Below are 25,560 nucleotides of genomic sequence, written 5' to 3'. Positions count from 1 at the left end.
GGCGCACGCTGGACGACATCGACGGATGGCCGAACCTCAGCCTCGCAGGACACACCCCAGCGCCTGCCTGATGACATCGGCGAACGGCCGGTTGGCCGCCGGTGTCAGCCAGGTCTTCCCCGCCACCCTGATCGCCGCCACCACCGCCGCCGCCGTCACCTCCGAGCAGAGGCCGTCTTGTCCGGTGCGTTCCCCGATCGCCTCCGCCAGCGACGTCTCCCCCACCGTGAACGCCTTCAGCGCCTCGCCCTCGAGCTCGGGCGTCAGCATGATCATGCGCAGCCCGGCCCTGTCGGGCTCCGGGTCGGTGAACAGCTCGACCATCGCCTCCGTGAGTGCCACGCCGAGCGGCTCGTCGGCGGGGCGCGCCCGCAACGCTTCGCCCGCGCGCTTCGACTGGTCGGCGTGGAGACCGCAGATGGCCTCTTCCCGGCTGGAGAAGTAGTTGTTGTAGGTCCGGGGCGACACCCCCGCCGCGGACGCGATGTCGTGGACGCGCACGAGCGCCAGCCCGTTGGGCCCGAACTCGATCGCCAGCTGCAGCGCGGCCTGGGTGATCGCCTCGCGGGTGGCCTGCTTGTTACGGGCCCGCTGGTCGGTCAAGGGTGCCCCCATAGAAGTCGGCGAGTGCCGTGAAAGCCAGCTTGCGCTCCCACCGCACGTGGTCACCGAGCACCTTAACCACACCGGGACTCGCCACATCGAACTCCTCCGGCAGGTCCCACCGCGCGAAGGTGTACCAGAAAGCGGCGTCGACCCCCTCTTCGTCGAGGATCGTCAGCACCTCCTTCAGATAGCGCGCCTGCTCCTCCTCGTCGCGGACGATGTCACGCGAGAGACCGACCGCCCGACCGTCACTCCCCCACTCCACGATGGCGTCGCCGCGCTCCCCCGCGTCGGCCGCGCCCCGGAAGGTCACGCACCCGAACTCGTTGACCGAGACGGGCTTGCCGAGCGCCTTCCCCCGCTCGACCAGTGCGCGAACGGATTCCCGGTATGTCCCGGCGGTCGCCGCCGACCGGTATCCCGCGTCGGTGGCGATGATGTCGAAGATCGTCCAGTCGACCTGTTCGAACGGCAGCGACGAGTAGGTCACCCGCCCGCCGAAGCGCTCCCGCACCAGCGTGACCGCCTCGGCCAGGAACGCGTTGATCTTGTCAGGCACCTCGGCGATCCCGGTGGGCAGCAGCGGAAGCCGCTCCACGAAGGTCGCCCCGGGCAGGAAGCCGTCGGTCGTCATGCTCACCTCAGAACCGGTGACCATGACCACCTCGGCGCCGGAGAGCCGCAGCGTCTCGGCGTGATCGGCCAGGTCGGCGATGACGCCGAGCAGTTCGCCGGCGGTGATGTCGCAGGTGAACGGTGACAGCCACACCTCCAGCCCGGCCTGCGCGGCGGCGCTCGCGGCGGCCTTCAGCCGCTCCGGATGCTGCCCGCTGATCCGGACGGCCGTGCAGTGCAGTTCGTCGCGGATGACCCGCATCTCCTGGGCGACCACGACAGGGTCGAACGGTTCGTGGGTGGTGCGCCCGGCGGCACGGGCGTGGACGTCGGCGAAGCCGGTGTCGTAGTTGACGCCTCTCACGTTCATGCCGCCGAACCTACCAGAGAACTTGCGTGTCACGCATCAAGTGCGCGGCGCGCAATCATCAGGAATGGTCGAGCGCCCACTCCAGCGCCGCGTCGGCGATCTCCTCCCAGCCGGTCTCGGCGGGCATGAGGTGGGCGCGGCCCTCGTACTCGATGATCTCGGTGATCGTCTTGGCCGACTTGTAGTGCTTGGCATTCGAGCGCTGCACCTTCGGGGGCATGAGGTTGTCGAGCTCACCCGAGATGAACAGCAGCGGCTTGCGGTCGTCGTTGTGGTAGTTCACCCAGTTGTCGTCCTTGCCCGGGTGGATGTTGGCCAGCGCCGAGCCCCAGAAGATGTTGCCGCTGGCGGGGATGTGGTAGCGCTCGTAGGTCGCGCGGGCCTCCGCCTCGGGGAAGGTGTTGGTGAAGGCGTAGCGCCACTGGTCGAAGGTGAAGCCGACCGCGCGGTGCCGGTTGGCCGGGTTCTTCAGCACCGGGAAGGTCGCCCGGAGTTGCGAGATCGGGATGACCTGCACGCCCTCGGTCGGGGCCGAGTTGATGGCCACGCCGCAGGCACCGAAGCCGTGGTCGAGCAGGACCTGGGTGAACACGCCGCCCGCCGAGTGGCCCATGAGGATCGGCGGGGTGTCCAGGCCGCCGATCAGCGTCTCCAGCGACTCGATGATCTGCGGCACGGTCACGTTCTCGATCGGCGTCGGGTCGGCGTTCAGCGACTCGACCTCGACCTCGAAGCCCGGGTAGGCCGGCACGAGCACCTTGAAACCGCGCGCCTCGTAACGCGCCTTCCAGTGCTCCCAGCTTCGCGGGGTGACCCAGAACCCGTGGATGAGGACGATCGTGTCAGGCTTCATCAGTGTGAACCTCCGTTGAGGAAATCGAGCAGGTCGCGGCCGAGCCGCTCGCTGTGGGTGTGGGTGATGCCGTGCGGAGCGCCCGCGTAGACCTTCAGTTCGGCGTCCCTGATGAGGGCCGCCGAGCACTTGCCGCCGACCTCGAAGGGGACGATCTGGTCGTCGTCCCCGTGGACGACCAGCGCCGGCACGTCGATCGCGTCGAGGTCGGCGCGGAAGTCGGTCGCGGAGAAGGCCGCGACGCACTCGTAGGCCGACCGGTGGTCGGACTGCATGCCCTGCCGCCAGAACGCGTCCCGCGCGCCCTGCGACGGGTCGGCCCCCGGCCGGTTGCCGCCGAAGAACGGGCCGTCGGCCAGGTCCCGGTAGAGCTGGGCCCGGTCGTGCAGCGAACCCGCGCGGAGGGCGTCGAACACCTCGACGGGCACGCCGCCCGGGTTGTCGCCGGTCTTCAGCATGTACGGCGGCACCGCCGAGATCAGCGCCACCTGCCGCACGCGGGCGGTGCCGTGCCGGCCGACGTATCTGGCCACCTCGCCGCCGCCGGTCGAGAAGCCCACCAGCGTGGCGTCCCGCAGGTCGAGTTTCTCGATCAACGCGGCCAGGTCGTCGGCGTAGGTGTCCATCTCGTTGCCGAGCCAGGTCGCGTCCGACCGCCCATGGCCGCGGCGGTCGTGGGCGACGACCCGATAGCCGTGCGAGGCCAGGAAGAGGGCCTGGGCCTCCCAGCTGTCGGAGTTCAGCGGCCAGCCGTGGCTGAGCACCACCGGCCGGCCGGAACCGTAGTCCTTGTGGAAGATGCGGGTTCCGTCGGGTGTCGAGATGAACGGCATGAGCCGATCGTGCAGCGGGAGACCCCGTCCGCGAATCCCGTGGAACGCGTAGTCCCTAGTCGTCCATCGCCTGCGTCAGTTGCCTGCGTGAGGTGATGCCGAGCTTCCGGAAGATCTTCCGCAGGTGGTAGTCGACGGTGTTGGCGCTGAGGAAGAGCTGCGCGGCGATCTCGGTGTTGGTCGCGCCGCCCCGGGCCAGCACGGCGATGGTGTGTTCCTGCGAGGTGAGGGTGGTCGTGGCGTGACCGGTCCGGGTGTGCGGCTGCTCGCCGGTGGCGACGAGTTCCTTGCGGGCGCGGTCGGCGTAGCTTGGGGCGCCGATCCGCTCGTACATCGTCAGCGCGCTGCGCAGCTGGTCACGCGCGTCGCGGCGGCGCTTCTGGCGGCGCAGCCACTCGCCGTAGAGGAGGTGCGCCCGCGCCAGCTCGCCCGGGGCGCAGACCTGACCGAGCAGGCCCACGGCCCGCAGATGTGAGGCCTCGGCGTGCTCTCCGTGGTGCAGCAGCGCTTCGGAGCGGGCCAGCACGCCGAGCGCGCGGGGCGAGCCGCTGGCGGTGGCGCGGGTGGTCAGGGTGTGCAGGGTGGCCTCGGCGCGGACCCGGTCGCCCGACCGCACGGCGGCCTCGACCAGGTCGGGGAGCACCCGGGTGTGCATCCCCATGGTGTCACCGTCGACCAGGCCGGACAGCACTTCCGTCGCCTCGGCGTAGTCGCCGCGGCCCAGGGTGAGCACGGACTTCGCGATGTCGCCCATGCCGGCGACCGCGCCGGCGCCCAGGGTGTCGCAGGCCTCCACGGTGCGGCGCAGCAACTCCTGGACGTGGGGCACGTCGCGCCAGGCCTGGAGCTCCGGCGGGCGGTAGATCTCCCACATCTCGTCGTTGGCGCCCATCGCCGACCTGATCTGGTGACACTCGCGCACCAGCGCGTCACTGTGGTCGAGGTCGCCGAGGATCGCGGACTGCAGCGACCAGGAGTACAGCGCCATGTCGAGGTGGACCAGCGAACCGGTGCGCCGGGCCACGTCGGCCGCGCGGCGCGTCACAGCGGTCTGCTCCTCGTCGTCCCAGAGGATCATCGCCAGCGAGACGACGAGCTGGAACTTGGCGAGGACCTCGCCGTCGGAGGTCTCCGGATCGAGGATGTGGGCGGTCGCCGCGCGGATGGGCCGCACCGCCGCCTCGTAGCCGTCGAGGATCAGGGCCGAGAACGACCGCATCACCGGACAGGGGTGGCCGAGCGCGCGGCCGACCTCGGCGATCTCTTGGAAGTTGGTGCCCTCCAGCAGGTGTTCGGCTGAGATCGCCCGTTCGGCGGCCCGGATCATCGCCTCGTTCGCACGTTCGGGCGAGTGCGTGGAGAAGGCGCGGGCGCCGGCCATGAACATCTCCGGGGCGATGCCGAACGCGCGCGGCAGGCCCAGGATGATGGAGGCCATCGCCTGTGTCGTCAGGGCCCTCCCCCGGTCGACGTCGTCGAGACTGTCCACGTCGAGGCTGTCGAGCAGCGCCTGGGCCTGGATCGGCGCGCCCGAGGCCAGCGAGGCCTCGGCGGCACCGGCCCGCCGCCGGTTGCGTTCGCCCGGGTCGGGGGTCAGCTCGGCGGCCCTGGCCAAGTAGGTGGCGCGGGCCGCGAACCCGCCTCGTCCTCCCGCCCGGTCGGCCGAGCGTTCCAGCTCGACCGCCACCTTCTCATCGAGTCCGACGCAGGCGGCGGCCAGGTGCCAGGCCCGCCGGTCGACGTCGGCAGGTCGGACGGTCACCTCGGCCAGCGCGGCGTGGACCCGCCGGCGGTCGACGCTGGTGGCGCCACCGTAGACGGCCGAGCGGATGAGCGGGTGACGGAACCTGGCGCTCGTCCCCAGCACGACCAGCCGGGCCTCCTCCGCCGGTCCCGAGGCGTCGGCGTCCACGCCCAGTCCGCGCGCCGCCTCGATGATGTAACCGAGGTCGCCGCCGGGTTCGGCGGCGACCAGCAGCAACCAGGTCTGGGTGCCGGGCGGCAGGTCGCGTTCCTGCCGCAGGTAGTGCTCCTCCAACCGCCGGCCGACCGGCAGCGGGTCGGGCAGGGACAGTCCGCCGCTGAACTGGTCGGCCGACAGTTCCCGGCCCAGATCCGTGAGCGCCAGCGGGTTGCCTCCGGTCGCCGTGACGATGCGCGCGGCCACCCGGGTGTCGAGATCGCCGTCGACGGCACGGCGCAGCAGCTCCAGCGCGTCGTCCTCCGCCAGGCCGCCGAGCTCGGTGACCGGCAGACCGGCGAGTCCGTGGAGCTCGGAACGGGTGGCGAACACCAGCCCGATCCCCTCGGCGAAGGCGCGCCGGCCGACGAACGCGAGAACCCCGAGCGAATCGTCGTCCAGCCAGTGGGCGTCGTCCACACAGCACAGCAGAGGCCGCTCGGCGGCCACCTCGGCCAGCAGGTTGAGCGTGGCCAGGCCGACCAGGAACCGGTCGGGCGGCGGCCCCTCCGCCAGTCCGAAGGCGACCCGCAGAGCCGGTGCCAGCCCGCCGGGCCCGGTCAGGGGGATGAGCATCCGGTGCAGCGCGGCGAACGCGAACGCCGCCTCCTCCTGCACCCCGGAGACCCGGACCACGCGCACCCCGTCGGCGGCGGCCACGTGGTCGAGCAGCACCGTCTTCCCGATGCCCGCGTCACCCCGCAGGACGACGACCCCGCTCAACCCGTCACGCAACGTCTCGGCGAAACGGTCGAGACTCGCCTTTTCCTCAGTGCGGCCCACGATGGTCACGGCGGTCATACTGCCTTAAACAGACGACCCGGTCACCGGTAATCGGCGACAGCGGGCGCCGTGACGCGCCAGCTCAGCCAGCCCTTGCACAGCACGTACGCCGCCACCGTCGTCACCACCAGACCCAGGTCGACCACGCTCGCGACCTGGGCCTCGGGCACGGCGCCGATCGCGAAGGCGAAGATCGCGGCGAAGACCAGGTAGCCGAGGGTCCGCCAGCCCTCGGCCATCAGCCGGTCGTCGCCTGCGTTGACGATGTTCATGACGCCGCCGGCGAAGGCGACCATCGACGCGAACTCGTCGACGAGGCCGGAGCGCACGAACTGTCCATCGCGTCGGTCGGCAAGGCCATGGGCATGACGCCCCCCGCGCTCTACCGCTACTTCCCGTCCCGCGAGGCCCTGCTGGAGGCGCTCGTCGTCGACGCCTACGCCGACCTCGCCTCGGCCGTCGTCACCGCCGTACAGAAAGCGGCGAAGAAGGACGCCGCCACCCGGGTCGGGCTGATCGCCAGGGGATATCGGCGCTGGGCGCTGGCCCACCCGCGCCGCTACCGGATGCTGCTCGGCGACCGCGCCCCCGGCACCCAGGACCCGCCCGAGGGCGTCGCGGCGTTCGATCAGGCCATGCTGCGGTTCCTGGTCGCCCTCAACGATCTGGCGCCCGCGTCGTCGAAAGCCACCGCGCTCGACGGGTCGCTCAAGGAGTGGGCGGCGCGCATCGGCGTACCGGATGACTTCTCGCCGGCCGCGTTGCGGCTCGGCGTGCTCGGCTGGTCGCGGCTGCACGGGCTGGTCTCGCTGGAGATCGCGGGCATGTACGACGCCATGAGCCTCGACGCCGGTCTGCTCCTCGACGAGGAGGTCGCGGCCGTCATCGCCGCCGTCCGGGAGACGGGCCACTGAGGCGGCGGCCCCACCTCTGTCATCATGTCCCGAATCTGCGGAGAATCGGGGGCTCATGGTGCTGCTGGACGTGCTGCTGGGCGCCGCGCACGAGGCGCCCGGTCAGGTCATCGTGCACGTCCGGGGCGACGGCGCCGAACGCGTCGTCACCCATCGCGAACTGCTCGACGAGGCGCTGCGCGTCGCGGGGGCGCTCCTGCGCACCGGGATCGCGCCCGGCACGCCGATCCCGCTCGTCGCCGACCGGAGCGACGACTTCCAGCCGCTCTTCTGGGGGCTGATCGCGGCCGGGCTGGTGCCCGTCCCGCTGGCACCGGACCCTCGGCGCATCAGGCCCGTGTGGGAGCTGCTCGGCCGGCCACCGATCGTGGCCGACGAGCCGCCGCTGCCGGAGGCCCGGGTGCTGCTTCCCGACGGTCTGCGGACCGGCGAGAAGGCCACTGATCTGCCGGTACGCTCCCCGCACGACCTCGCCTTCCTCCAGTTCTCCTCCGGCAGCACCGGCACGCCCAAAGGCGTCGAGCTGACCAACGCCGCCGTCGTGGCCAACCTGGCGCAGATCCGGGCCGCCGCCGAGATCACCGCGGACGACGTCACGGTCAGCTGGATGCCCTACTTCCACGACATGGGGCTGATCGGCACCCATCTCGTGCCGCTGGCCGCGCGGATGAAGCAGGTCAAGCTCGGTCCGCTGGCTTTCGCGAAGCGTCCGGCGATCTGGCTGGAGACGGCCGCGCGCCATCGGGCCACCGTGCTGACGGCGGCCAATTTCGCGCTGGCGCTGGTCGAGCGGCGGGTGCCGGACGAGGTCATCGCCGGGCTGGACCTGTCGAGCGTGCGGCTCATCATGGTCGGCGCGGAGCCGATCTCACCGCGCGTCTGGCGGGCTTTCCTGGCCAAGACCGGCCTGCCGCCGCACGTGCCCCAGCCCGTCTACGGCCTGGCCGAGGCGACCCTCGCGGTCACCGTGCCGCCGATGAACGAGGTGGCGGAACCGCTCGTACTCGACCGGAAGGCGCTCGCCGACGGACGGGTCGAGTTCACCGAAACGGGCCCGCACGCCGTCGAGTTCATGGACGTCGGCCGTCCGGTGCCCGGCTGCGAGGTCCGGATCGGCGGCGAACGGCAGGTCGGGCCGATCGAGGTCCGAGGGCCGCAGACAGCGCGCGGCTATCACGGAGGCACCCCCTTCACCGGCTGGCTCGACACCGGCGACCTGGGCTTCCTGCACGACGGCAGGCTGTGTGTCACCGGCCGGGCCAAGGACGTCGTGTTCGTCAACGGCGCCACCTTCCACGCCGCCGACCTGGAAGAGGTCGCGTCAGGGGTCCGGCGGGGATCGGTCGCCGTCATCGGGTCGCCGGGGCCCGAGGGCGAGCGGGTCGTCGTGTTCGTCCAGGCCCCGGCGTCGGCCGAGGTCGTCGGGGAGGTCCGGCAGCGCGTCGCCGAGGCGTGCGGGCATGACGACGTGACCGTCGTGGCGGTGCCGAAGCCCGCGTTCGCCCGGACGACCAGCGGGAAGTTGCGGCGGGCGGTGATGCGGGACCGGTTCGAGGCCGGGGAGTACACGCGGGCGCCCCGCTCCCGGGCCGACGTCGAATCAGCCATTATCGCGATCTGGGCCGACGTGCTCGGAGTCACCCCGGCCCCGCATGACCGGTTCGCCGCGCTGGGCGGTTCGTCGCTCAAGGCCATGCAGGTCCTCGCCGCCGTCGAGGACCGGTTCGGGGTGGTGCTCGAACCGGCTGATGTACGCGACCACGACACCGTCGCCGCCCTCGCCGCTCATCTGCTGGCCCCGCCGGCCCGCAGACGAACCCCGGTCAGAACGACAGACGGTGCGCTCGTCGCGATCACCGGGATGGCCTGCCGGTTCCCCGGCGCCGACACCCCCGGGCGGTTCTGGGAGCGGCTCGTCAGCGGCCATGACGCCGTCACGCCCATCACCCGATTCGACTACCAGGGCCACGGCGGTTTCCTGGACGACCCCGCCCTCTTCGACGCCGGATATTTCGGCCTTTCCGATGAGGAGGCGGCAGCCACCGACCCGCAGGCCCGCCTGCTGCTGGAACTCGCCCACGAAGCGCTCGAACGGGCCGGTTACGCGGGTTCCCGCCGCCACCACCGCCGGGTCGGCGTGTTCGCCGCGTCCGGTGAGAGCGGCTACCGCGAGATCCTGGAACGCGCCCACGGCGTCACCGGCCTCCCGCCCGAGGCGCTCACCGGCAACCTGCCGAACCTGCTCGCCGCCCGGGTCGCCCACACGCTCGACCTGACCGGCCCGGCGATGGCCGTCGACACCGCCTGCTCGTCGGCGCTGGTCGCCCTGCATCTGGCCCGGCGCAGCCTCCAGCAGGGCGAATGCGACCTCGCCGTGGTGGCGGGCGTCAACCTCAACCTCACCCCGGCCGGATATCGCGCGCTCGGCAAGACGCAGGCGCTCTCCCCCACCGGCCGGTGTCACACGTTCGGCGCGGCGGCCGACGGGTTCGTCCCCGGCGAGGGCGGCGCCGCGCTGGTGCTGGCCCGGCTCGACGACGCGGAACGGTCCGGAGACACCGTGCTCGCGGTGCTCAGGGGCACGGCGGTCAACAACGACGGCCGGTCGCTGAGCCTGCTCGCGCCCAACCCGCTGACCCAGCGGGAGGTGATCGTCCAGGCCTACCGGGAGGCGGGGGTCGACCCGGCCGACGTCACCTACATCGAGGCGCACGGGACCGGGACCCCGGTCGGCGACCCGATCGAACTACGGTCACTCCGCCACGCCTTCCCCACCGGCACCCGGTTGCTGGGCTCGGTGAAGACCAACGTCGGTCACCTGCTGAACGCCGCCGCGATGCCGAGCCTGGTCAAGGTGGTCTTGGCTCTCCAGCACGGCAAGGTGCCGCCTTCGCTGCACGCCACTCCGCCCGCCGACGGCCTCGACGGCTTCACCGTCCCGGCCGAAACGGTCGACTGGACGGGGCCGCGCACCGCCGGGGTCAACGCGTTCGGCTTCGGCGGCACCAACGCGCACGCGATCCTGTCCGAAGCGCCTCCGCGAGAGAGCGGAAGGTCACCCCACCGAGGTCTCAACCTGCTCACCCTGTCCGCCAGAAGCGCGCCCGCGCTGCGCCGGGCGGTCGACGACCTGGCCGCGTTCCTGCCGGGACATGACGAGGCCGACGTCTGCGCATCGGTCGCGCAGGCCAGGGACGACGGTCCGCACCGGGTCGCGCTGGTCGCCGACGGAGACCTGGCGGAGCGGCTGACCGCCTTCGAACAGGGACGCGTCGCCGGGCCGCGCCCCCGGCTGGTCTTCCTGCTGCCCGGCCAGGGCGCGCAGGGATCCGGCGCGGACCTCTACGCCGGCGCTCCGGTGTTCCGGCAGGTCATCGACGCCGCGTCCGAACTGGTCGGCCCGATCGGCGGGCGCACGTTGCGGGACTGGTGCGCGGATCCCGCCGCCGACGTCGTCCGCACCGATGTGGTGCAACCGCTCATGGTCGCGTACGGAATCGCGCTCGCCCGCCAGCTCAACGCCTGGGGCGTGACTCCGGACGCGGTCGCCGGGCACAGCGTGGGCGAGATCGCCGCCGCCTGCGTCTCCGGCCGGCTCTCCCTCGCTGATGCCGTCACCTTCGCGGCCGAACGCGGCCGGTTGATGCACGAACTCTGCCCCCCGGGCGCGATGGCGGTGGTCCCCGACGACACCGACTTGCCACCGGAGGTGACCGTGGCGGCGATCAACGCGCCGGGTCAGGTCGTCGTCGCCGGCCCACCTGACGCCGTCGAGCGGCTGAACGGACGACGGATCAACGTCGCCCGCGCGTTCCATTCACCGCTGATGGACCCGGCACTGGACCCGCTGGCCGAGGCCGCCGCCAGGATCACCGTCAGGCCGCCGGAGATCTCCCTCCTCAGTACCGTCACCGGTGCCTGGAACCCTCCTCTCGACCCGAACTACCTGCGGGAACACGCCCGGCAGCCGGTGCGGTTCGCCGACGCCGTCAGCCGGTTGATCGCCGAGGGATACGACACGTTCCTGGAGCTCGGGCCATCCCCCGCGCTGGGCGGCGCGGTGCGGGCGGCGTCCGGCACCGCGACGACGATGGCGGCCGGGCATGAAGGTGGCGCGCGGGCGCTGCTGGAGACCGTGGGCGCGTTGTGGCAGCGCGGCCTCCCGATCGATCGCACCGCCATGGACCAGGGGCGGGCCCGCGTCGACGTGCCGACGTATCCGTTCCAGCGGCGGCGTCACTGGCCGTCGTCCCGGTTGCTGCACCGGCTCGTCTGGCAAGAACGGCCCATCGACGGAACGCCTGTGGCCGTCGAAGGGCTGGCCGAGGCGCTGGAGAAGACCGGCGTGACCCTTCTGAACAGTGGAGACGTCGCCGTTCTCGTCGCGGGAGCGCCCCGTCCGGCGGGGTCGGCCGACGCGCTCGACGCGGCGCACCGCGAGATGGCGGAGGCGATCCTCGGGCTCGACGCGGCCCGGATTCTGGTCGTCACCCAGGACGTCCACATCGACCGGCCGGAGCAGGCGATCCTGCAAGGTCTGGCGGCGGCGCTGGCGGAGGAGACGGGCGCCGAGGTCAGGGTGGTCGATCTGGTCTCCCGCGAACCCCTGCGTGACCGGGTCGCCGCGGTCGGAAGCGAGCTGTCCGCCCGGGGTGGCGGCGTCGTCGCATGGCGCGATGGGACGAGGCTGGGGCGGGAGCCGGAGGCGGTCGTACCTGCTCCTACAGAACTGCCTCCCGATGGGGTCTACCTGATCACCGGGGGTGCCGGAGGTGTCGGGGCGGCGCTGGCCCGGGACCTCGCCGATCGGGGGCGGCCCACGCTCGTGCTGGCCGGGCGGTCACCCCGGCCGCCTGCCGGGCTGCTCGCTGACCTGCGGGGACGTGGCGCGACCGTCGAGTATCACGCCGTCGACGTGTCCGAGGACGTCGAGCCGCTGCTGCGCGGGCTCCCCCGCCTGGACGGGCTGTTCCACGCCGCCGGGGAGGTGCGTCCCGGCGCGCTCCGGAGCAAGTCGCCTGACGCGATCGTCGAGGCCATGGCCGCCAAGACGCGGGGTGGATACCTGCTGGCCGAGGGCCTGCGACGCCACGGGCTCACTCCTGTCGTGTGCGTGGCGTTCTCGTCGGTGTCGTCGGTGCTGCCCGAGATGGCGGGGGCGATCGGCGACTACGCCGCGGCGAACGCCTACCTCGACGCGTTGTGCACGGCCGAACGCGCGGCCGGCATGCCGTGGATCGCCGTCAACTTCGCCGCGTTCGCGGAGATCGGCCTGGCCGCCAGGGCCGGGCTGACCCGGGGTGCACTCGACACCTCGGCGGCGCTAGCCGCTCTTCGCGGCGCGATCGGGACGGGTGCCGCGCAGGTGCTGGTGGCCGATCTGGACGACGTACCGGAGCCGACGCCCGAGACCCCGGCCGGTGAGGTGCGGACCGTCATCAGGCGGCTGGTCGGCACCGCGCTCAAGCGTGACGACATCGGTGAGGACGAGTCGTTCCTGAGCCTCGGGCTTGACTCGCTCACCGCCGTCGACCTGGTCAAACGCCTGGAGAAGGAACTCGGCCGGACCCTCCCGGTCACGCTGTTCTTCGAGTTCCGCACCCTGCGGGAACTGTCGGCCCACCTGGACGCCGACGGGTCGTTCCCGCTCACTCCGGTGCAGCTCGCGTTCCAGACCCAGCACCGCCTTTACCCCGAAATTTCGGCGTATGGGTATGTCCGCCAGACCATCACCGGTCCCCTCGACGCGGCCCTGCTGCGAAAAGCGCTTGAGCACCTGGTCGACCGCCATCCCATGCTGCGCCTGCGGTTTCACCCCGACGACACGCAGTCGGCCGAAGCCGGGATGCGCCCGTTCTTCGAGGTCCGCGACGTCGACGACCTCGACGCGCTGGAAAGCGACCTCCGCAACCGCCCGTTCGACCTCGGCGGCGAAAGCCCGCTGAGAGCTGTGCTGGCCCGCACCCCGACCGGCACCCACCTGGTCATCGTCGTCAGCCACATCGCCGCCGACGGCTTCAGCCTGAACGTGCTCGGCGAGGAACTCTGGACCGTCTACACCGCCCTGTCCCGAGGGCTCGAACCGACACTTCCCCCGCTCACCACGACCTTCTCCGACTACGCCGCCGCGTCGCCGCCCGCGAGCGCCGACGATCTGACGTACTGGACCGAGGTCCTGAAAACCACCCCTGACCTGCACCTCCCCTACGACGGCGCTCTCGGCGGACCGACCCTCGACACCCTCCAGGTCGCGCTGACGAGCGACCAGTCCGCCGCCCTGCGTGCGCAGGCCGCCGCGCACGGTGTCTCGCTGTTCCATCTGCTGCTGGCAGGTTATGTACGCTGCCTCGCCCGCTGGACCACCAGCGACGACGTGGCCGTCAACATCGCCAGAGCCCGCCGCGAGATCCGGCTCCCGGGCATGGATCGCCTGGTCGGCCCGCTCGCCGACACCCTCCCGCTGCTGACCGGTGTGCACCCCGGCGAGTCGCTGCCCGAGCTGGCGGCGAGACTGCGGGACACCTGGCAGCTCGCCGAACGCCACGCCACCCCGACCGGCGTCGATCTGGCCCGACTGTTGCCGACTGCCGAAGGACCCCGCACGGCGAGCCCGGCGTCGTTCAGCTTCGCCAGATTCCCGGCGGCGGCCGACCCGGACTGCCCGGTGGACGTCATCGCCACCGCCGCCGGAACCGCGTCGGCCGCAACGAGACTCAGCCTGCTGTGCTGGGAGTCAGGCGGTGAGCTGCGCTTCTCCTGGAACTTCCCGTCGCGCCTGTTCCGCCGGGCCACGGTGCGTCGGCTGGCCGCCGAGCATCTGGCCGAACTCACCTCGGATCCCGAACGCGTCGGCTTGGCGGCCCGGTTGCGCGCCCGGTTCCGCGCCACCCCGGACGCGGTCGCCGTCGACACCGGCACCGCCCGGCTGACCTACGCCGAACTCGACCGGCGTTCCGCCGCGCTGGCCGCCCGCCTGCGCGGAGCCGGTGACCTGATCGGGCTGATGACCGAACCCGGTGTCGACACCGTCATCGGACTGGTCGGCATCATCCGCGCGGGCGCGGGCTGGGTCCCGCTCGACCCCACCCATCCGGAGGCGCGTCGCCAGGACCAGCTCATTCGCTGCGGCGTGACGACCGTGGTCACCGACGTCTCGGGCGACGGTTCCCACGACGCCCCCGACGTCTCTCCGGACGCCATCGCCTACGTCATCTTCACCTCCGGCTCGACCGGCCGCCCGAAGGGCGTGCCCATCACCTATCGGTCGGTGGAGAACTACCTCGACTGGGCGCTGGCGACTTTCGGCTACCACCAGGGCGACCGCCTCGCCCAGACGGCGTCGATCTGCTTCGACGCGTCGGTACGCCAGCTGCTGGCCCCGCTGCTGGCCGGCGCGACCGTCGTGACGTTCACCCGGGAGGAGGTCCGCGACCCCGAACTGCTGGCCAGCCGGCTCCGCGACATCACCGTCTGGAGTTCGGTGCCCAGCCTGTGGTCGCGGCTGCTGGACGCCAGCCCCGTCGCCCCCCGCCTGCGCTGGATCCACGTCGGCGGAGAGGCACTGCCGCCGGAGCACGTGCGCCGCTGGTACGACCAGGTCGGCCCCGGTGCCCGGATCGCCAACCTCTACGGCCCGACCGAGTCGACCATCAACACGACCTGCCACATCATCGACGAGCGTCCGGCCGACGACGTGACCACGATCCCGATCGGCCGCCCCATCGCGGGGACGTTCGTCGACGTGGACGAATCAGGCGAGCTCCTCATCGCCGGGATCGGGCTCACTCCCGGTTATCTGGACGAACCAGGACACGCCTTCATCGAACGCGACGGTGTGCGGTGGTATCGGAGCGGCGACCGCGTCCGCCGGGACGCCGCCGGGGATCTGGTCTTCCTCGGGCGCGTGGACGCGCAGGTCAAGGTGCGTGGCCATCGGGTCGAGCCGGGCGAGATCGAGGCGGCGTTCCACACGCATCCGGAGGTCGCGCGGGCCGCCGTGGTGCTGACGGGCGACCGGCTGAGCGCGTTCGTCGAACCCCGGCCCGGCGCCGACCCCGATCCCGTCGCGTTGCGCGGGCACCTGGGGGCGGTGCTGCCGGCGTACATGATCCCGGCCCGGATCGAGATCGTGCCCGCGCTCCCGCAGACCACCACGGGCAAGATCGACCGACGCGAGCTCAACGGGACGCCGCCCGCGACCTCGACCGAGAAGGTGGTCGCCGAGGTCTGGCGCACGCTCCTCGACGTGCCGCAGGTGTCACGGGAGGACGACTTCTTCGCGCTCGGCGGCGACTCGATCCTGATCCTTCGCGTGTTCGCCCAGCTCGGCGAGCAGATCGACACGCTGCCACGTCCGACGGTCATCTACGGACACGGGACGCTGGCGGCGCTGGCCGAGGCCATCGACAACGCGGAACCTGCCGAGCCGGTGAAGATCGGCGGGGACGACGGGCCGTTCCCGCTGACGCCGTCGCAGAAGGGGTTCCTGCTCGCGGGTCAGGCGTGGCTGGCGACGCTGCGGGTGCGTGGGCACGTCGATCGGGAGCGGTTCCAGCGCGCGGTCGACACGTGTGTGGCGCGGCACGGGATGCTGCGCACGATCTTCCCCGGAGACGTTCAGCAGGAGCTTCCGGCCAGCCTGCGCCTGCCGGTCGTCTTCGAGGACGCCGCCGATCCGGCCGCGAAGATCGCCGAGGAACGGGCCAGGATCTTCGAGCCGTGGGCGTGGCCGCTGCTGCGCCTCCGGTTGATCACGCTCTCCCCTGACGAGCACGTGCTGGTCGTGCATGCCCACCATCTGATCGGCGACGGATACAGCGCCGCGCTGCTGGGGCGTGAGCTGCTCGCCGCCTATGACGGGATCGACCTGCCGGTCCCGCGCAGCACGTTCCGCGATCATGTGGCGCAGCTGTCTGCCGTGGGGGGCGGACGGGATGCGTACCGGAAACCGGTGACCGAACTCGGACCGGCCCGTTCCACGGCCTTCACCGTCGACGCCACCGGCTCGTCGCCGGTCGTCGTGGTGCTGGCCGCGTACTACCGAGCATTGGCCGCCTTCACCGGCCAGGACGACCTGATGCTCGGCGTCGCCGTGACCGGCCGCGACACCGCGCCACCGGACGCGCATCTGGTGTTCGGGCCGTATGCGAGCGCGGTGCCGGTCCGGCTGTCGTCGGGGAATCAGCGAGAGGTGGCCGCGGAGATCGCGGCGGCGCGCCTCAGGAACACTCCCGACATCAGGGCGGCGCAGTTCTTCTTCAGCTACCTCGACTTCACCGCCCTCGGCCCGCTGGAAGGCGCGGAGCTGAGCCTGACTTGGGACCTCGACGCGGAGATCGCCCCGGTCGGCGCGGAGACGTTCCTCGCGGTGCGACCGACCGAGGACGGTCTACGGGTGATCCTCCGCGCGACACTGACCGACTTCGACCGCTTCGAACGGCTGCTGCGGAACGAACTGGCCTTCGCGCATGAGGTCGCCCTGGACGCGGCCCTGATCGGCTACCTGCCCTCCCCCGGCCATCTGCTGGCCCTGGCCGGAGCGCCCGCCATGCCCCGGGAGGACCTGCGCGCCCTGCTCTTCCCCGACGGCCGTTTCCGGCTGGCCGAGGAGCTCGACACTCCGCTCGGCCGGTCAGGGTTCATCTGCCTGCCGCTGTTCGCCGACGAGCTGGCGAGCACCCCTGACCTGGCATCGAGAACCGTCGAGGCCGTCGACTACGCCGCCACACTAGGAGCCCGGACCGTCTCGCTCGCCGGGATGATCCCCTCGCTGACCGGCTACGGGTTCGACGTCGCGCGCAAGACGCGCGTGCCCGTCACCACCGGCCATGCCGCGACCGCCGTCTCGGTCGTGCTGACCGTGCGGGCGGCGCTGGCGGGCCGGTCGCTGCGTGATCTGACCGTCGCCTTCGTCGGGCTGGGCTCCATCGGCCGCTCCTCTCTCCGCCTCCTGCTGGCCGTGGAGGACCGGCCGAAACGGCTGCTGCTGTGTGACAACGCCGCCAGGCTGGACGGGCTGCACCCGGACGCCGAGATCTGCGACATCGACGCGGTCTACGAGGCCGACCTCATCGTCACCGCCGTCAGCAGCCACGGCATCGTCGTCGACGTCGACCGTCTGAGGCCCGGAACGATCGTCGTGGACGACTCCTTCCCGCACTGTTTCGACGTCGCCAAGGCTCTGGCCAGGGAAGATGTCATGGTCGTCGGCGGTGGACTGCTGTCGATGGCGGGAATCGAACGGCGGCTGGCCGAAGACGTGCCCGCGCCGTGGATCCCCGGCACCATCGCGTCGTGCCGCCTGGAATCCCTGATCGACCTGCCCGTCGTCCACGGTCTGGTGGAGCCGGATCAGGCCCTCGCGTACTGGCGGGCGATCACCGCCGCCGGGGTCCACGCCGCCCCGCTCCACCTGGCCGGAAAGGTCCGGTGACTATGCTGGATTGACAGGCCCCACTGCGGGCCAGGTCGGCGACGAGGCACAGTCATGATCGAGAAACTCAATCTCGAAGGACTCCGGTACGCCCAGGCGGTCGCGGAGACCAAGTCGTTCAGCGCCGCCGCCCGCGCCTACGGAGTCACCCAGCCCGCCCTGTCCAACGGGATCGCCAAGCTGGAAGATCGCCTCGGCGGGAAGCTGTTCGACCGGTCGCCCCGAGGCGTGACCCCGACCGCTTTCGGGGCCAGGATCCTGCCGTTGATCGACCACGCCCTGGGCGCGCTCGGGTCCGTCGCGGCGGAGGCCCAGCGGCTGACCGAGCCCGGCGAGTCGAAGATCCGCATGGGCGTCTCTCCCCTCTCCTCCCATCTCGTCGCCCGGATGTTCGGCGTGCTGCGCGGCCTGCCCGAGCCCCGCGATCTGGTGGTGCGGGGGGCGCTCATCCCTGATCTCCAGCAGGGCTTGGCGTCCGGCGAGCTCGACGTCGTCCTGATGCCCTCCGTCGCCGCGATGCCCGGCTTCGAACACCGCGTGGTCGACGTGGACCCGATCGTCGTCGTCGGCTGCGGCGCGGACGCCCCGATCGAGATCGACGAGGCGAGCAAGGTGCAGTTCCTTCTGGTCCCCGACCCGTGCGGGCTGACGATGTTCACCAAGCGGCTCTTCCGGTCCCACGGCCTGCCTCTGCGGGCCTATCCGGGTGAGGCCGCCAGTTACCGGGTCCTGGAGCAGTGGACCGCGCTCGGCCTCGGGGCGGCGCTGATCCCCCGCTCGAAGCTCAGCTCGCCCGGCGTGCCCCACCGTCCGCTGATGGATGAGGGCCACGAGGTGCGGATCTCCTTCGAGGCCCTGTGGAGCGTCGACTCGGCGTTCGGCACCGATCTCGCCTGGCTGACCGGGGAGCTTGCTGGCGATAAATGACGCTTATGTCCTGATTCACCAAGATCCTCTACCGGCCTCCGCCTTCGCGTCCTACCGTCGAAAGCATGGACTTCACCACTCGGAAGGTCATTGTCATCGGCGGGACCAGCGGCATCGGCCTCGCCGTCGCCCGGCGCGTCCTGGCGGGCGGCGGCAGCGCCGTCGTCACCGGCAGGACCCGGTCGAGCGCCGACCGGGCGGCGGCCGACCTCGGCGTGTACGGCAAGACCGAGGGTCTGGTCGCCGATCTGACCGACTTCGAGGCCGTCGACCGGCTCCGCGCCGACCTGACGGAGTGGCACGCCGACGCCACCCTCCTGGTGAACGCCGCCGGCGTCTTCGCGCCCAAGCTCTTCCTGGACCACACGCCCGACGACTTCGACCGCTACCAGATCGTGAACCGGGCCTTCTTCCTGATCACCCAGACGGTCGTCCAGAACGTGATCGACCGCGAGGAGCGGGGGGCCGTGGTCAACATCGGCTCGATGTGGGCGCGGCAGGCCGTCGCCGCCACGCCGTCGTCGGCCTACTCGATGGCCAAGGCCGGGCTCCACGCCCTGACGCAGCATCTGGCCCTGGAACTCGCCTCTTACGGGATCCGCGTCAACGCGGTGGCCCCGGCCTTCGTCCGGACCTCGATCTACGAGGAGTTCATCCCCAAGGAGAGGGTCGACGCCGTCCTCGACAGGTTCGACGGCTTCCACCCGCTCGGCCGCCTCGGCACTCCGGACGACGTCGCCGCCACCGTCGCCTTCCTGCTGTCCGACCAGACCGACTGGGTGACCGGCGCCGTCTGGGACGTCGACGGCGGCGTCATGGCCGGTCGCTGCTGAGCGTCGGCCGTTAACGGACCGCGTTCGCGGCCTTGGCGATCACCTCGGCCACCACCGCGGGGTTGGACACGAACACGGCGTGGCTGCCGGGGGTCTCCGTCACCGTGGCGCCCGCGCGTCCGGCCATCACGCGCTGCGCGGACGGCGGGATGATCTGGTCGTCTGCCGCGACCACATACCAGCTCGGCTTGGCCCGCCAGGCCGGCTCGGAGATCACGCCGCCGAGCGCGGCCACGCCCCACGGGACCTGCGAGTCGGCCATGAACGCGGCCTGCGCGGCCGGGAGGTCGGCGGCGAACGCCTCGTGGAACTTCTCCGGGTCAAGGCGCAGGAAACCGTCCACGGGAGGCAGGATCGGTGGCGAGGCCGCGCCGGGGTGCGGGTCGGCGATCAGCGTGTTGACCGACTCGCCCTTGTCGGGGGCGAAGGCCGTGACGTAGACGAGGGCCGCCACGCTGTCGTGGTTGCCCGCCTCGGTCACGACCACCCCGCCGTAGGAGTGGCCGACCAGCACGACCGGACCGTCCTGGGCGTCGATGACCTGGCGGGTCGCGGCGACGTCGCCGTCCAGGGAGATGGTCGGGTTCTGGACGACGGCCACGTCGTAGCCGTCGTTCTTCAGCAGGGTGTAGACGCCCTGCCAGCCGGATCCGTCCGCGAACGCACCGTGGACCAGGACGATGCGCGGGTTGACTCCATCAGTACTCATGACGCCGACGCTAGTCAGCCCGCGCACCGATCGCGACAGTCATCCGACTGTGCCCGCATCAGTCATCGATCGACTGGTAGAGGGTGGTCCAGAAGTCGTGGATGAGCCGCGCGGGATCCGGGACGGACATCCCGACCTGGGTGAGCAGGATGCCGGTGACCTGCTTGCCGGGGTCGGCGTAGGTCGAGGTGCCGCTGCCGCCGTCCCAGCCGAACTGGCCGACGGGCGCGTAGTCGCCCCGGTAGGTGCGCACCGCCATCCCCAGGCCCCATCCGCCGTGCTGCCCCTGCCCGAACGAGATGTGGACGTTGTCGGTGGCCAGGGCGTTGCGGGCGGCGTTCTGCGCCGGGTTGAGCCGGTTGGTGGTCATCAGCTCGACGGCGGGCCGGGACAGGATCCGCTCGCCGTCGTGCGTGCCGCCGTTCAGCAGCATCCGGAAGTAGGCGTGGTAGTCGTCCACGGTCGAGACCAGCCCACCGCCACCGCCCTGGAACGCCGGCGACCGGCTCCAGCGTCCGTCGGCGGCGTCGTCCCACACGTGGAACTCACCCGTCTGCGGGTCGGGGGCATAGAGGGTCGGCAGCCGGTCGATCTTGTCGGCGGGCACGTGGAAACCGGTGTCCTTCATCCCCAGCGGCTCGAAGATCCGCTCCCGAAGGAACGACTCGAACGACTGCCCGGTGACCCGGGAGACCAGCACCCCGAGGAGGTCGTTGCTGATGTGGTACTGCCAGCGCTCGCCGGGCTGGTGCATGAGCGGAAGGGCCCCGAGGCGGCGCATCCACTCGTCCGGCTCGGGCATCGGGGTGGGCAGGTCGGGCGTGAGCCCCTGCTCGAAGATCGCGCCCATGATCGGCGTGCCCAGCGAGGTCAGGTCCATGCCGAGCCCGAACGTGGACGTCAGCACGTCCCGCACGGTGATCGGCCGCCGGGCCGGGACCGTGTCGTCGAGCGGGGAGTCGATCCTCTTGAGGACCTGCCGGTCGGCGAGTTCGGGCAGCCACGGCTCGACGAGGTCGTCCAGCCGCAGCCTGCACTCGTCGAGCAGGATCATCGCCGCCGCCGTCGAGACCGGCTTGGACGTCGAGGCCATCCGGAAGATCGTGTCCCGGCGCATCGGCGCGCCACCGTCATGGCGCATGGTCCCCAGCGCCTCGACGTGGGTCTCGCCGCCCCGGCCGACCAGGGCGACGAGCCCGGGGATCTTCCCCGAGTCGACGTGCCGCGCCAGCACGTCGTGCACCCGGCGGAGTCCTGCTTCGGAGAAACCGTTGTTGCCGTCCATCATCAAGTCCCTTGCTTACGGTGGTGGTTCGCCGTGTATGTCCGTGGCGAACCGTTCATGACCCCACCGTCGCGGGCCGTCCTGATATGGGACCGTCGCCGACCTGACGCGACCGACCCGCTCGAGGTCGCGCCCCATCAGCCGTGTCAGCGGGTGAAGGTGATCATGCCGACGCCGGTGACCGAGCGCAGGCCGGTGAGGGCGCAGCCGCCGGTCTCGGAGGTGGGCGTGGCGCTGCCGCCGATCTTGGCGCCCTTCAGGCGGCCCTTGGTGACGCGCGCGTTGAACAGGATGTCGGCCGGGTTGGCGGTCGCGACGTCACTGGTGACCAACTCGACGGTCGAGCTGGCTTCGACGCCGCCCTTGCGACCGAACCACTCGATGCGGCCGCCGCCCTCCGCGCGCCACCCACCCGCACATGACGCGTGCACGGTGCCGTCGATGGTCATCGTGGCCCCGTGGCGGCAGTTGCCCAGGTTGAGGACGGCCTTCACCCTCACCGTGCGCGGCAGCAGGCCGACCGCCGGGGTGAACGTCACCGCACTGCCGGGAGCGGTGGAGACGTCGCAGGTCAACGCGGGTTTCGAGGGTGCGGGTGCGGTCAGCAGGGCGGCGGCGAGCAGCACGGCGACAGCGGGCATGGGTTACCTCCCGTGATCAGTGAGCTCCAATTCGTAGCAGGGAACGGGTGATGGGGAAGTCACGGCCCGGCCAGGGAACCAGTTCCATCGGCCGAACAGCCGCATCAGCGCCGGGACCAGCACCATCCGGACCAAAGTGACGTCGATGGCGATCGCGACGGCCACCGCGAAGCCCGTCTGCCGGATCTCCTCCCGATGGGTGAACATGAGCGCGGCGAAGGTGACGGCGATCGCGGCGGCGGCGAGCGTGATGGCCTGCGCGGTGTGCCGCAGGCCGTACACGACCGAAGCGGTGGTGTCGCCGGTACGCCGCCAGTGCTCGGTGACGCGATGCGCCAGGAACACCTCGTAGTCCATCGACAGGCCGAAGACCAGCGAGAACGTCAGCAACGGCACGATCGCGCCGACCTGCCCGTCGAAGACGAGCGCGAGCAGCCCGAAGGTGGCGGCGATGGTGAGGACGTTCATCGCGATCGCCTTCAGCGGGATGAGCAGGCTCCGGAACAGCGCCATGAGCAGCACGAACGAACTGGCCAGCACGACCGCCATGACCTGCCACAGGCGGGTGCGCAGCTCCCCGGTGAGGTCACCGAGCTGTGCGGCCGGCCCGGCGGCCAGGGCGTCGGGGGCCAGCTGGCGGTAGCGCGCCAGCAACGCGGCGGTGTCGGGATGATCGCCGGGCCGGCGTTCACCGACGGTGACCAGAGTGAGGTCGCGCCCGTTGTCGAAGCTGACGACGGCCGACACCCGCGGATCCTCCCGCAGCCCGGCGGTCAGCGCCGTCGTATCGGCGGGCGGCCCCGGCGGATGCGGCAACGCGAGCAACGTGAACCCGGCCAAACCGTCGGCCTCCATGCGGGCCAGCCCCGCACCCGCGTCGGTCCCCGCCAGCACAGACCGGTCGTAGTGGATCCCGAGCGCGGTCGAACCCACCGGGATCGCCACGATGACCAGCCCCGCCGTGACGGCGAAGGTGTAGCGCCAGGGATGACGCATCAAATGGGTGGCCCACCGAACCCAGTGAGGATCCGCCGCGGTACGACCGGCCGGCACCCCCTTCGACAGCAGCACCGGCGTGAGCGTCAACGCCGCCGCGACCGTGACGCCGGTCGCCAAGATCGCCGCCAACGCCATCCCCCGGATCTGCGGAGCCGGCACGACGAACAGCCCGCCCGCGGTGAGCACCATGACCAGCGCACACCAGGAGACCGTCACCCCGGCAGTCCGGACAGCCGAGGCCGCAGCGGCGTGATCGTCCATCCCGTCGCGCTTGGCCTGCCGGTAGCGGAGCAGCAGCAGAAGCGCGTAGTCGAGCCCGAGCCCCAGACTCACGGCGACCATCACCGTCACCATGAGCGTGTCGACCCGCCCCGGCACCACCGCCAGCGCACCGAGCCCCGCCACCACCGACGCCCCCGCGACCGTCATCGGCACCAACGCCGCCCGCACCGACCCCAGCCCGAGCGCCAGCAACACCAGCACGACCGGAACCGTGACCAGCTCGACGACCCGCAGATCCCGCACATCGGTCCCCGCCAGCTCGGCGAACACCGCCGACGACCCGGTCAGCGACACCTCCACCGCCCCGCCCGACGCCTCCCGCGCGGCGTCCTGCGCCACCCCGCGCTGAACGGGCAGCCGATCCCGGCGCTCCTGCTCATCGCCACGCACCCCGACCAGCACGTAGAGATGGTGCGGATTCTGCGACTCGACGACGGGCAACGGCCGCAGGTCACCGACCTCCGGCAGGGCGGCAAGCTTGTGTACGGTCGCGGCCAGCGCACGCTGGTAGAGCGGGTCGTCGGGGGTGAGCCGCGACGAGGTGAACGCGAGTACGGCCTGCTCGTCACCGAGCCCGGGGAACCCCTCCGCCACGACCTGCGCGGCCTTGGCCGAGGCCGCCCCCGGCACCTCCAGCGACGGCGGAACGAGCCGCTCCAACAGCCCCGGCAGCGACACCAGCGATGCGAACGCGACAAGCACCCACACCACGATCACCGGCATACGCGATGGGATTGACATTTACGCCCCCCTATCTTCGGGGGGACGACCCCCCGAGCCCCCCGATGCGAAGGGGCTGTCGCCCCCTCGCGCTCCCCCTGGTGCGCTGTCGCGCCCCCGGCGTCGCGTTCGCTCCGGGTCGCTGCCGCTCCTTGCGAAGGGCTCCGCCCCTCGCGCTCCCTGGTAGGGCCTCGCTTCGCTCGGGTTGTTCTCGCTTCGCTCGGATGGGGCTTCCAACCCAAATTCAGAAGATAGGCCGATGTTGCTTATGAGACGCGCTTTCCGGTTGATGCGTTGGCATGCGAAGTGGCGGCGCGTGATCGGTCCCTTATCCGATTGGCGTAGCGGGCGTAGGCGGGCGAATCGCTTTACGTCGAACTGGCTTTTGACACCAGGAACTGCGGCACCAAGATTACCAAGTGATCTAGACGGGGCGCGCGAACGGCGAGGTCTTTACCGCTTGCCAAAACGCTCCTTAGGACTGGGGAGCCTTACTTGACGCTAAATTAGGCATGTTTCGACACATATCGGCTATATGGTCGACCACATGCTGCGTCAGGGTTAGCTGATACAGACTGAGACCGGCAGCAGGGAACTCCGTGGCGCGAGAGATTACGATTGTTGATGTAGTCAAATGACTTGGCATCGAGGAGGGTTGGGGTTCGAGTCCCCATAGCTCCAGGTGTATGAGGACATCAAGGGGCAGATCGAGCGTGGGGAGCTCGCTGCCGGCGACCAGGTGCCATCCGTTCTTGGGCTACAGGAGATCTACGGCATCGCCACTGCGACAGGTCAGAAGGTTCACCGCGCCTTGCGCACAGACGGCCTGATACGAACAGAGCCCGGGATGGGGAGCTTCGTAGTCGAGCCCCCGCCCTCGTTGGAGTAGATCAAGGCCGTGGGGTTGTTGCACTAGATCGATGGTCGCAGCCAGGATGAAGGTTCTATACGTCGATCATTGAGCCCTTTTCATCCTGAGTAGCGATCGGTTTCGATGGTCTCCAGGGTGAGGATTGCCTGCACGATCGCGGTGGCCCGGTGCGGGCAGCAGCGGAGTTTGGCCAGGACTTTCCAGGTCTTCAGAGTCGCGACCGCGCGTTCGCCCATGGCCCGGATGCGGGCGTGGGAGCGGTTGACGGCTTTCTGGCCAGAGGACAGCCGTGGCCGATACCGATGGCGCTTGAACGGGGTGCGGATGGCACCGCCCGCGCCTTGGTAACCCTTGTCGGCGAGGACCTGCACGCCGGCGTTGGTCAGAGCGTCGATGAGGCCGATGGGGCGGGCGGCGGTCAGATCATGCACGGCGCCGGGCAGAGCGGGTGAGGCCCAGACCAGCCGGCCGATGGGGTCGGCAAGAACCTGGACGTTCAGGCCGTGACGCCGGTGTTTCCCGGAGTAGTAGGGCTTTTGATCGGCCAGGCGGTCGATGGGGATGAGGGTGCCGTCCAGGATGGCGTAGGCCAGGCGGCCGGCTCGTGCGACGGCGGCATGGAGATCCTCGGCCAGGGCGGCCAGCAGGTCGACGCCTTCTCGCACGTAGCGCCAGGCGGTGGCGGTGCCGATGGAGAACCCCGAGGCCAGGCGGGTGTAGGTGTCGCCGTTGCGCAGGTGGGCGAGTACCAGCAGGGCTTGCCGTCCGGCGCTCAGGCGCCGCCACCTGCAGCGGCGTTCGGCACGGCGGGCGCGGATCAGGTCGGCCAGGCGGGCCAGGGTGCGGTTCGACAGCGGAATCGCGGCACGGTAAGACAGCAGCGAGGCTCCCGGTTGGGGCATCGGATCTTGGTCGACTGCTGTCTTA

16 protein-coding genes are annotated in these 25,560 nt (G+C 71.0%); 5 read left to right on the top strand and 11 right to left on the bottom strand.

The annotated features are described in order from the left end of the window. Positions 1-36 precede the first annotated feature (36 nt). Genes AW272_RS19190 through AW272_RS19165 form a run of 6 tightly spaced genes read right to left on the bottom strand, consistent with a single transcriptional unit; the run spans position 37 to position 6,349 of the window. Entirely contained in the window at positions 37-603 is a 567-nt protein-coding gene (locus AW272_RS19190; RefSeq protein WP_083958467.1) for a TetR/AcrR family transcriptional regulator, read from the bottom strand. Continuing rightward, positions 581-1,591, bottom strand: coding sequence for a glycoside hydrolase family 113 protein (locus AW272_RS19185; RefSeq protein ID WP_066366939.1), 1,011 nt, complete (start codon positions 1,589-1,591; stop codon positions 581-583). The genes AW272_RS19190 and AW272_RS19185 overlap by 23 nt, the downstream gene beginning before the upstream one ends. 58 nt (positions 1,592-1,649) lie before the next feature. Continuing rightward, positions 1,650-2,444, bottom strand: a complete 795-nt coding sequence (locus tag AW272_RS19180) for an alpha/beta hydrolase (protein ID WP_066366937.1) — start codon at positions 2,442-2,444, stop codon at positions 1,650-1,652. Beyond that, entirely contained in the window at positions 2,444-3,277 is an 834-nt protein-coding gene (locus AW272_RS19175) for an alpha/beta fold hydrolase (protein ID WP_066366935.1), read from the bottom strand. Before AW272_RS19175 ends, AW272_RS19180 begins: the two co-directional genes overlap by 1 nt. Positions 3,278-3,332: 55 nt before the next feature. Beyond that, on the bottom strand, positions 3,333-6,029 hold the full coding sequence (locus AW272_RS19170) for an AAA family ATPase (protein ID WP_218010957.1): 2,697 nt from the start codon (positions 6,027-6,029) through the stop codon (positions 3,333-3,335). 32 nt (positions 6,030-6,061) lie between these two features. Then, entirely contained in the window at positions 6,062-6,349 is a 288-nt protein-coding gene (locus AW272_RS19165; RefSeq protein WP_083958466.1) for a hypothetical protein, read from the bottom strand. Between the two features lie 36 nt (positions 6,350-6,385). Between AW272_RS19165 and AW272_RS40695 the strand changes: the two genes are divergently transcribed. From AW272_RS40695 to AW272_RS19145, 4 genes are all read left to right on the top strand, one after another. Next, entirely contained in the window at positions 6,386-6,934 is a 549-nt protein-coding gene (locus AW272_RS40695) for a TetR/AcrR family transcriptional regulator (protein ID WP_157518650.1), read from the top strand. Positions 6,935-6,989: 55 nt separating this feature from the next. Beyond that, a complete protein-coding gene (locus tag AW272_RS19155) occupies positions 6,990-17,366 on the top strand; it encodes a hybrid non-ribosomal peptide synthetase/type I polyketide synthase (protein WP_066366924.1) in 10,377 nt (3,458 codons plus the stop codon). Positions 17,367-17,420: 54 nt separating this feature from the next. Next, positions 17,421-18,293 carry a LysR family transcriptional regulator gene (locus tag AW272_RS19150; protein ID WP_066366915.1) on the top strand — a complete coding sequence of 291 codons (873 nt, stop codon included), beginning with the start codon at positions 17,421-17,423 and terminating at the stop codon, positions 18,291-18,293. A gap of 65 nt (positions 18,294-18,358) precedes the next feature. After that, the gene (locus tag AW272_RS19145) at positions 18,359-19,126 is read left to right on the top strand and encodes an SDR family NAD(P)-dependent oxidoreductase (protein WP_066366912.1); all 768 of its coding nucleotides are present in this window, start codon (positions 18,359-18,361) and stop codon (positions 19,124-19,126) included. Between the two features lie 10 nt (positions 19,127-19,136). Here the strand turns inward: AW272_RS19145 and AW272_RS19140 are convergent, their stop codons facing one another. The 4 genes from AW272_RS19140 to AW272_RS19125 all read right to left on the bottom strand — a co-directional run bounded on the left by AW272_RS19140 (position 19,137) and on the right by AW272_RS19125 (position 23,783). Then, a complete protein-coding gene (locus AW272_RS19140; protein ID WP_066366910.1) occupies positions 19,137-19,835 on the bottom strand; it encodes an alpha/beta fold hydrolase in 699 nt (232 codons plus the stop codon). Between the two features lie 58 nt (positions 19,836-19,893). Next, a complete protein-coding gene (locus AW272_RS19135) occupies positions 19,894-21,120 on the bottom strand; it encodes a serine hydrolase domain-containing protein (protein WP_066367835.1) in 1,227 nt (408 codons plus the stop codon). A gap of 146 nt (positions 21,121-21,266) precedes the next feature. Next, a complete protein-coding gene (locus AW272_RS19130; protein WP_066366905.1) occupies positions 21,267-21,761 on the bottom strand; it encodes a hypothetical protein in 495 nt (164 codons plus the stop codon). A gap of 3 nt (positions 21,762-21,764) precedes the next feature. Continuing rightward, positions 21,765-23,783, bottom strand: coding sequence for an MMPL family transporter (locus AW272_RS19125; RefSeq protein WP_083958464.1), 2,019 nt, complete (start codon positions 23,781-23,783; stop codon positions 21,765-21,767). 661 nt (positions 23,784-24,444) lie between these two features. Here AW272_RS19125 and AW272_RS19120 point away from each other — a divergent pair. Further along, positions 24,445-24,651: a GntR family transcriptional regulator gene (locus AW272_RS19120; protein ID WP_066366899.1), complete on the top strand. Its 207-nt coding sequence runs from the start codon at positions 24,445-24,447 to the stop codon at positions 24,649-24,651. An 80-nt stretch (positions 24,652-24,731) separates the two neighbouring features. On the opposite strand, the gene AW272_RS19115 is transcribed toward AW272_RS19120, so the two are convergent. Beyond that, complete coding sequence (locus AW272_RS19115; protein ID WP_066367833.1) at positions 24,732-25,514, bottom strand: transposase family protein; 783 nt, start codon at positions 25,512-25,514, stop codon at positions 24,732-24,734. Positions 25,515-25,560 lie beyond the last annotated feature (46 nt).

Source organism: Herbidospora mongoliensis, assembly GCF_001570545.1.
GTDB classification, from domain to species: Bacteria; Actinomycetota; Actinomycetes; order Streptosporangiales; family Streptosporangiaceae; genus Herbidospora; species Herbidospora mongoliensis.
The sequence above is the reverse complement of the archived record's forward strand: the minus strand, read 5'-3'. Positions and strand labels throughout refer to the sequence as shown.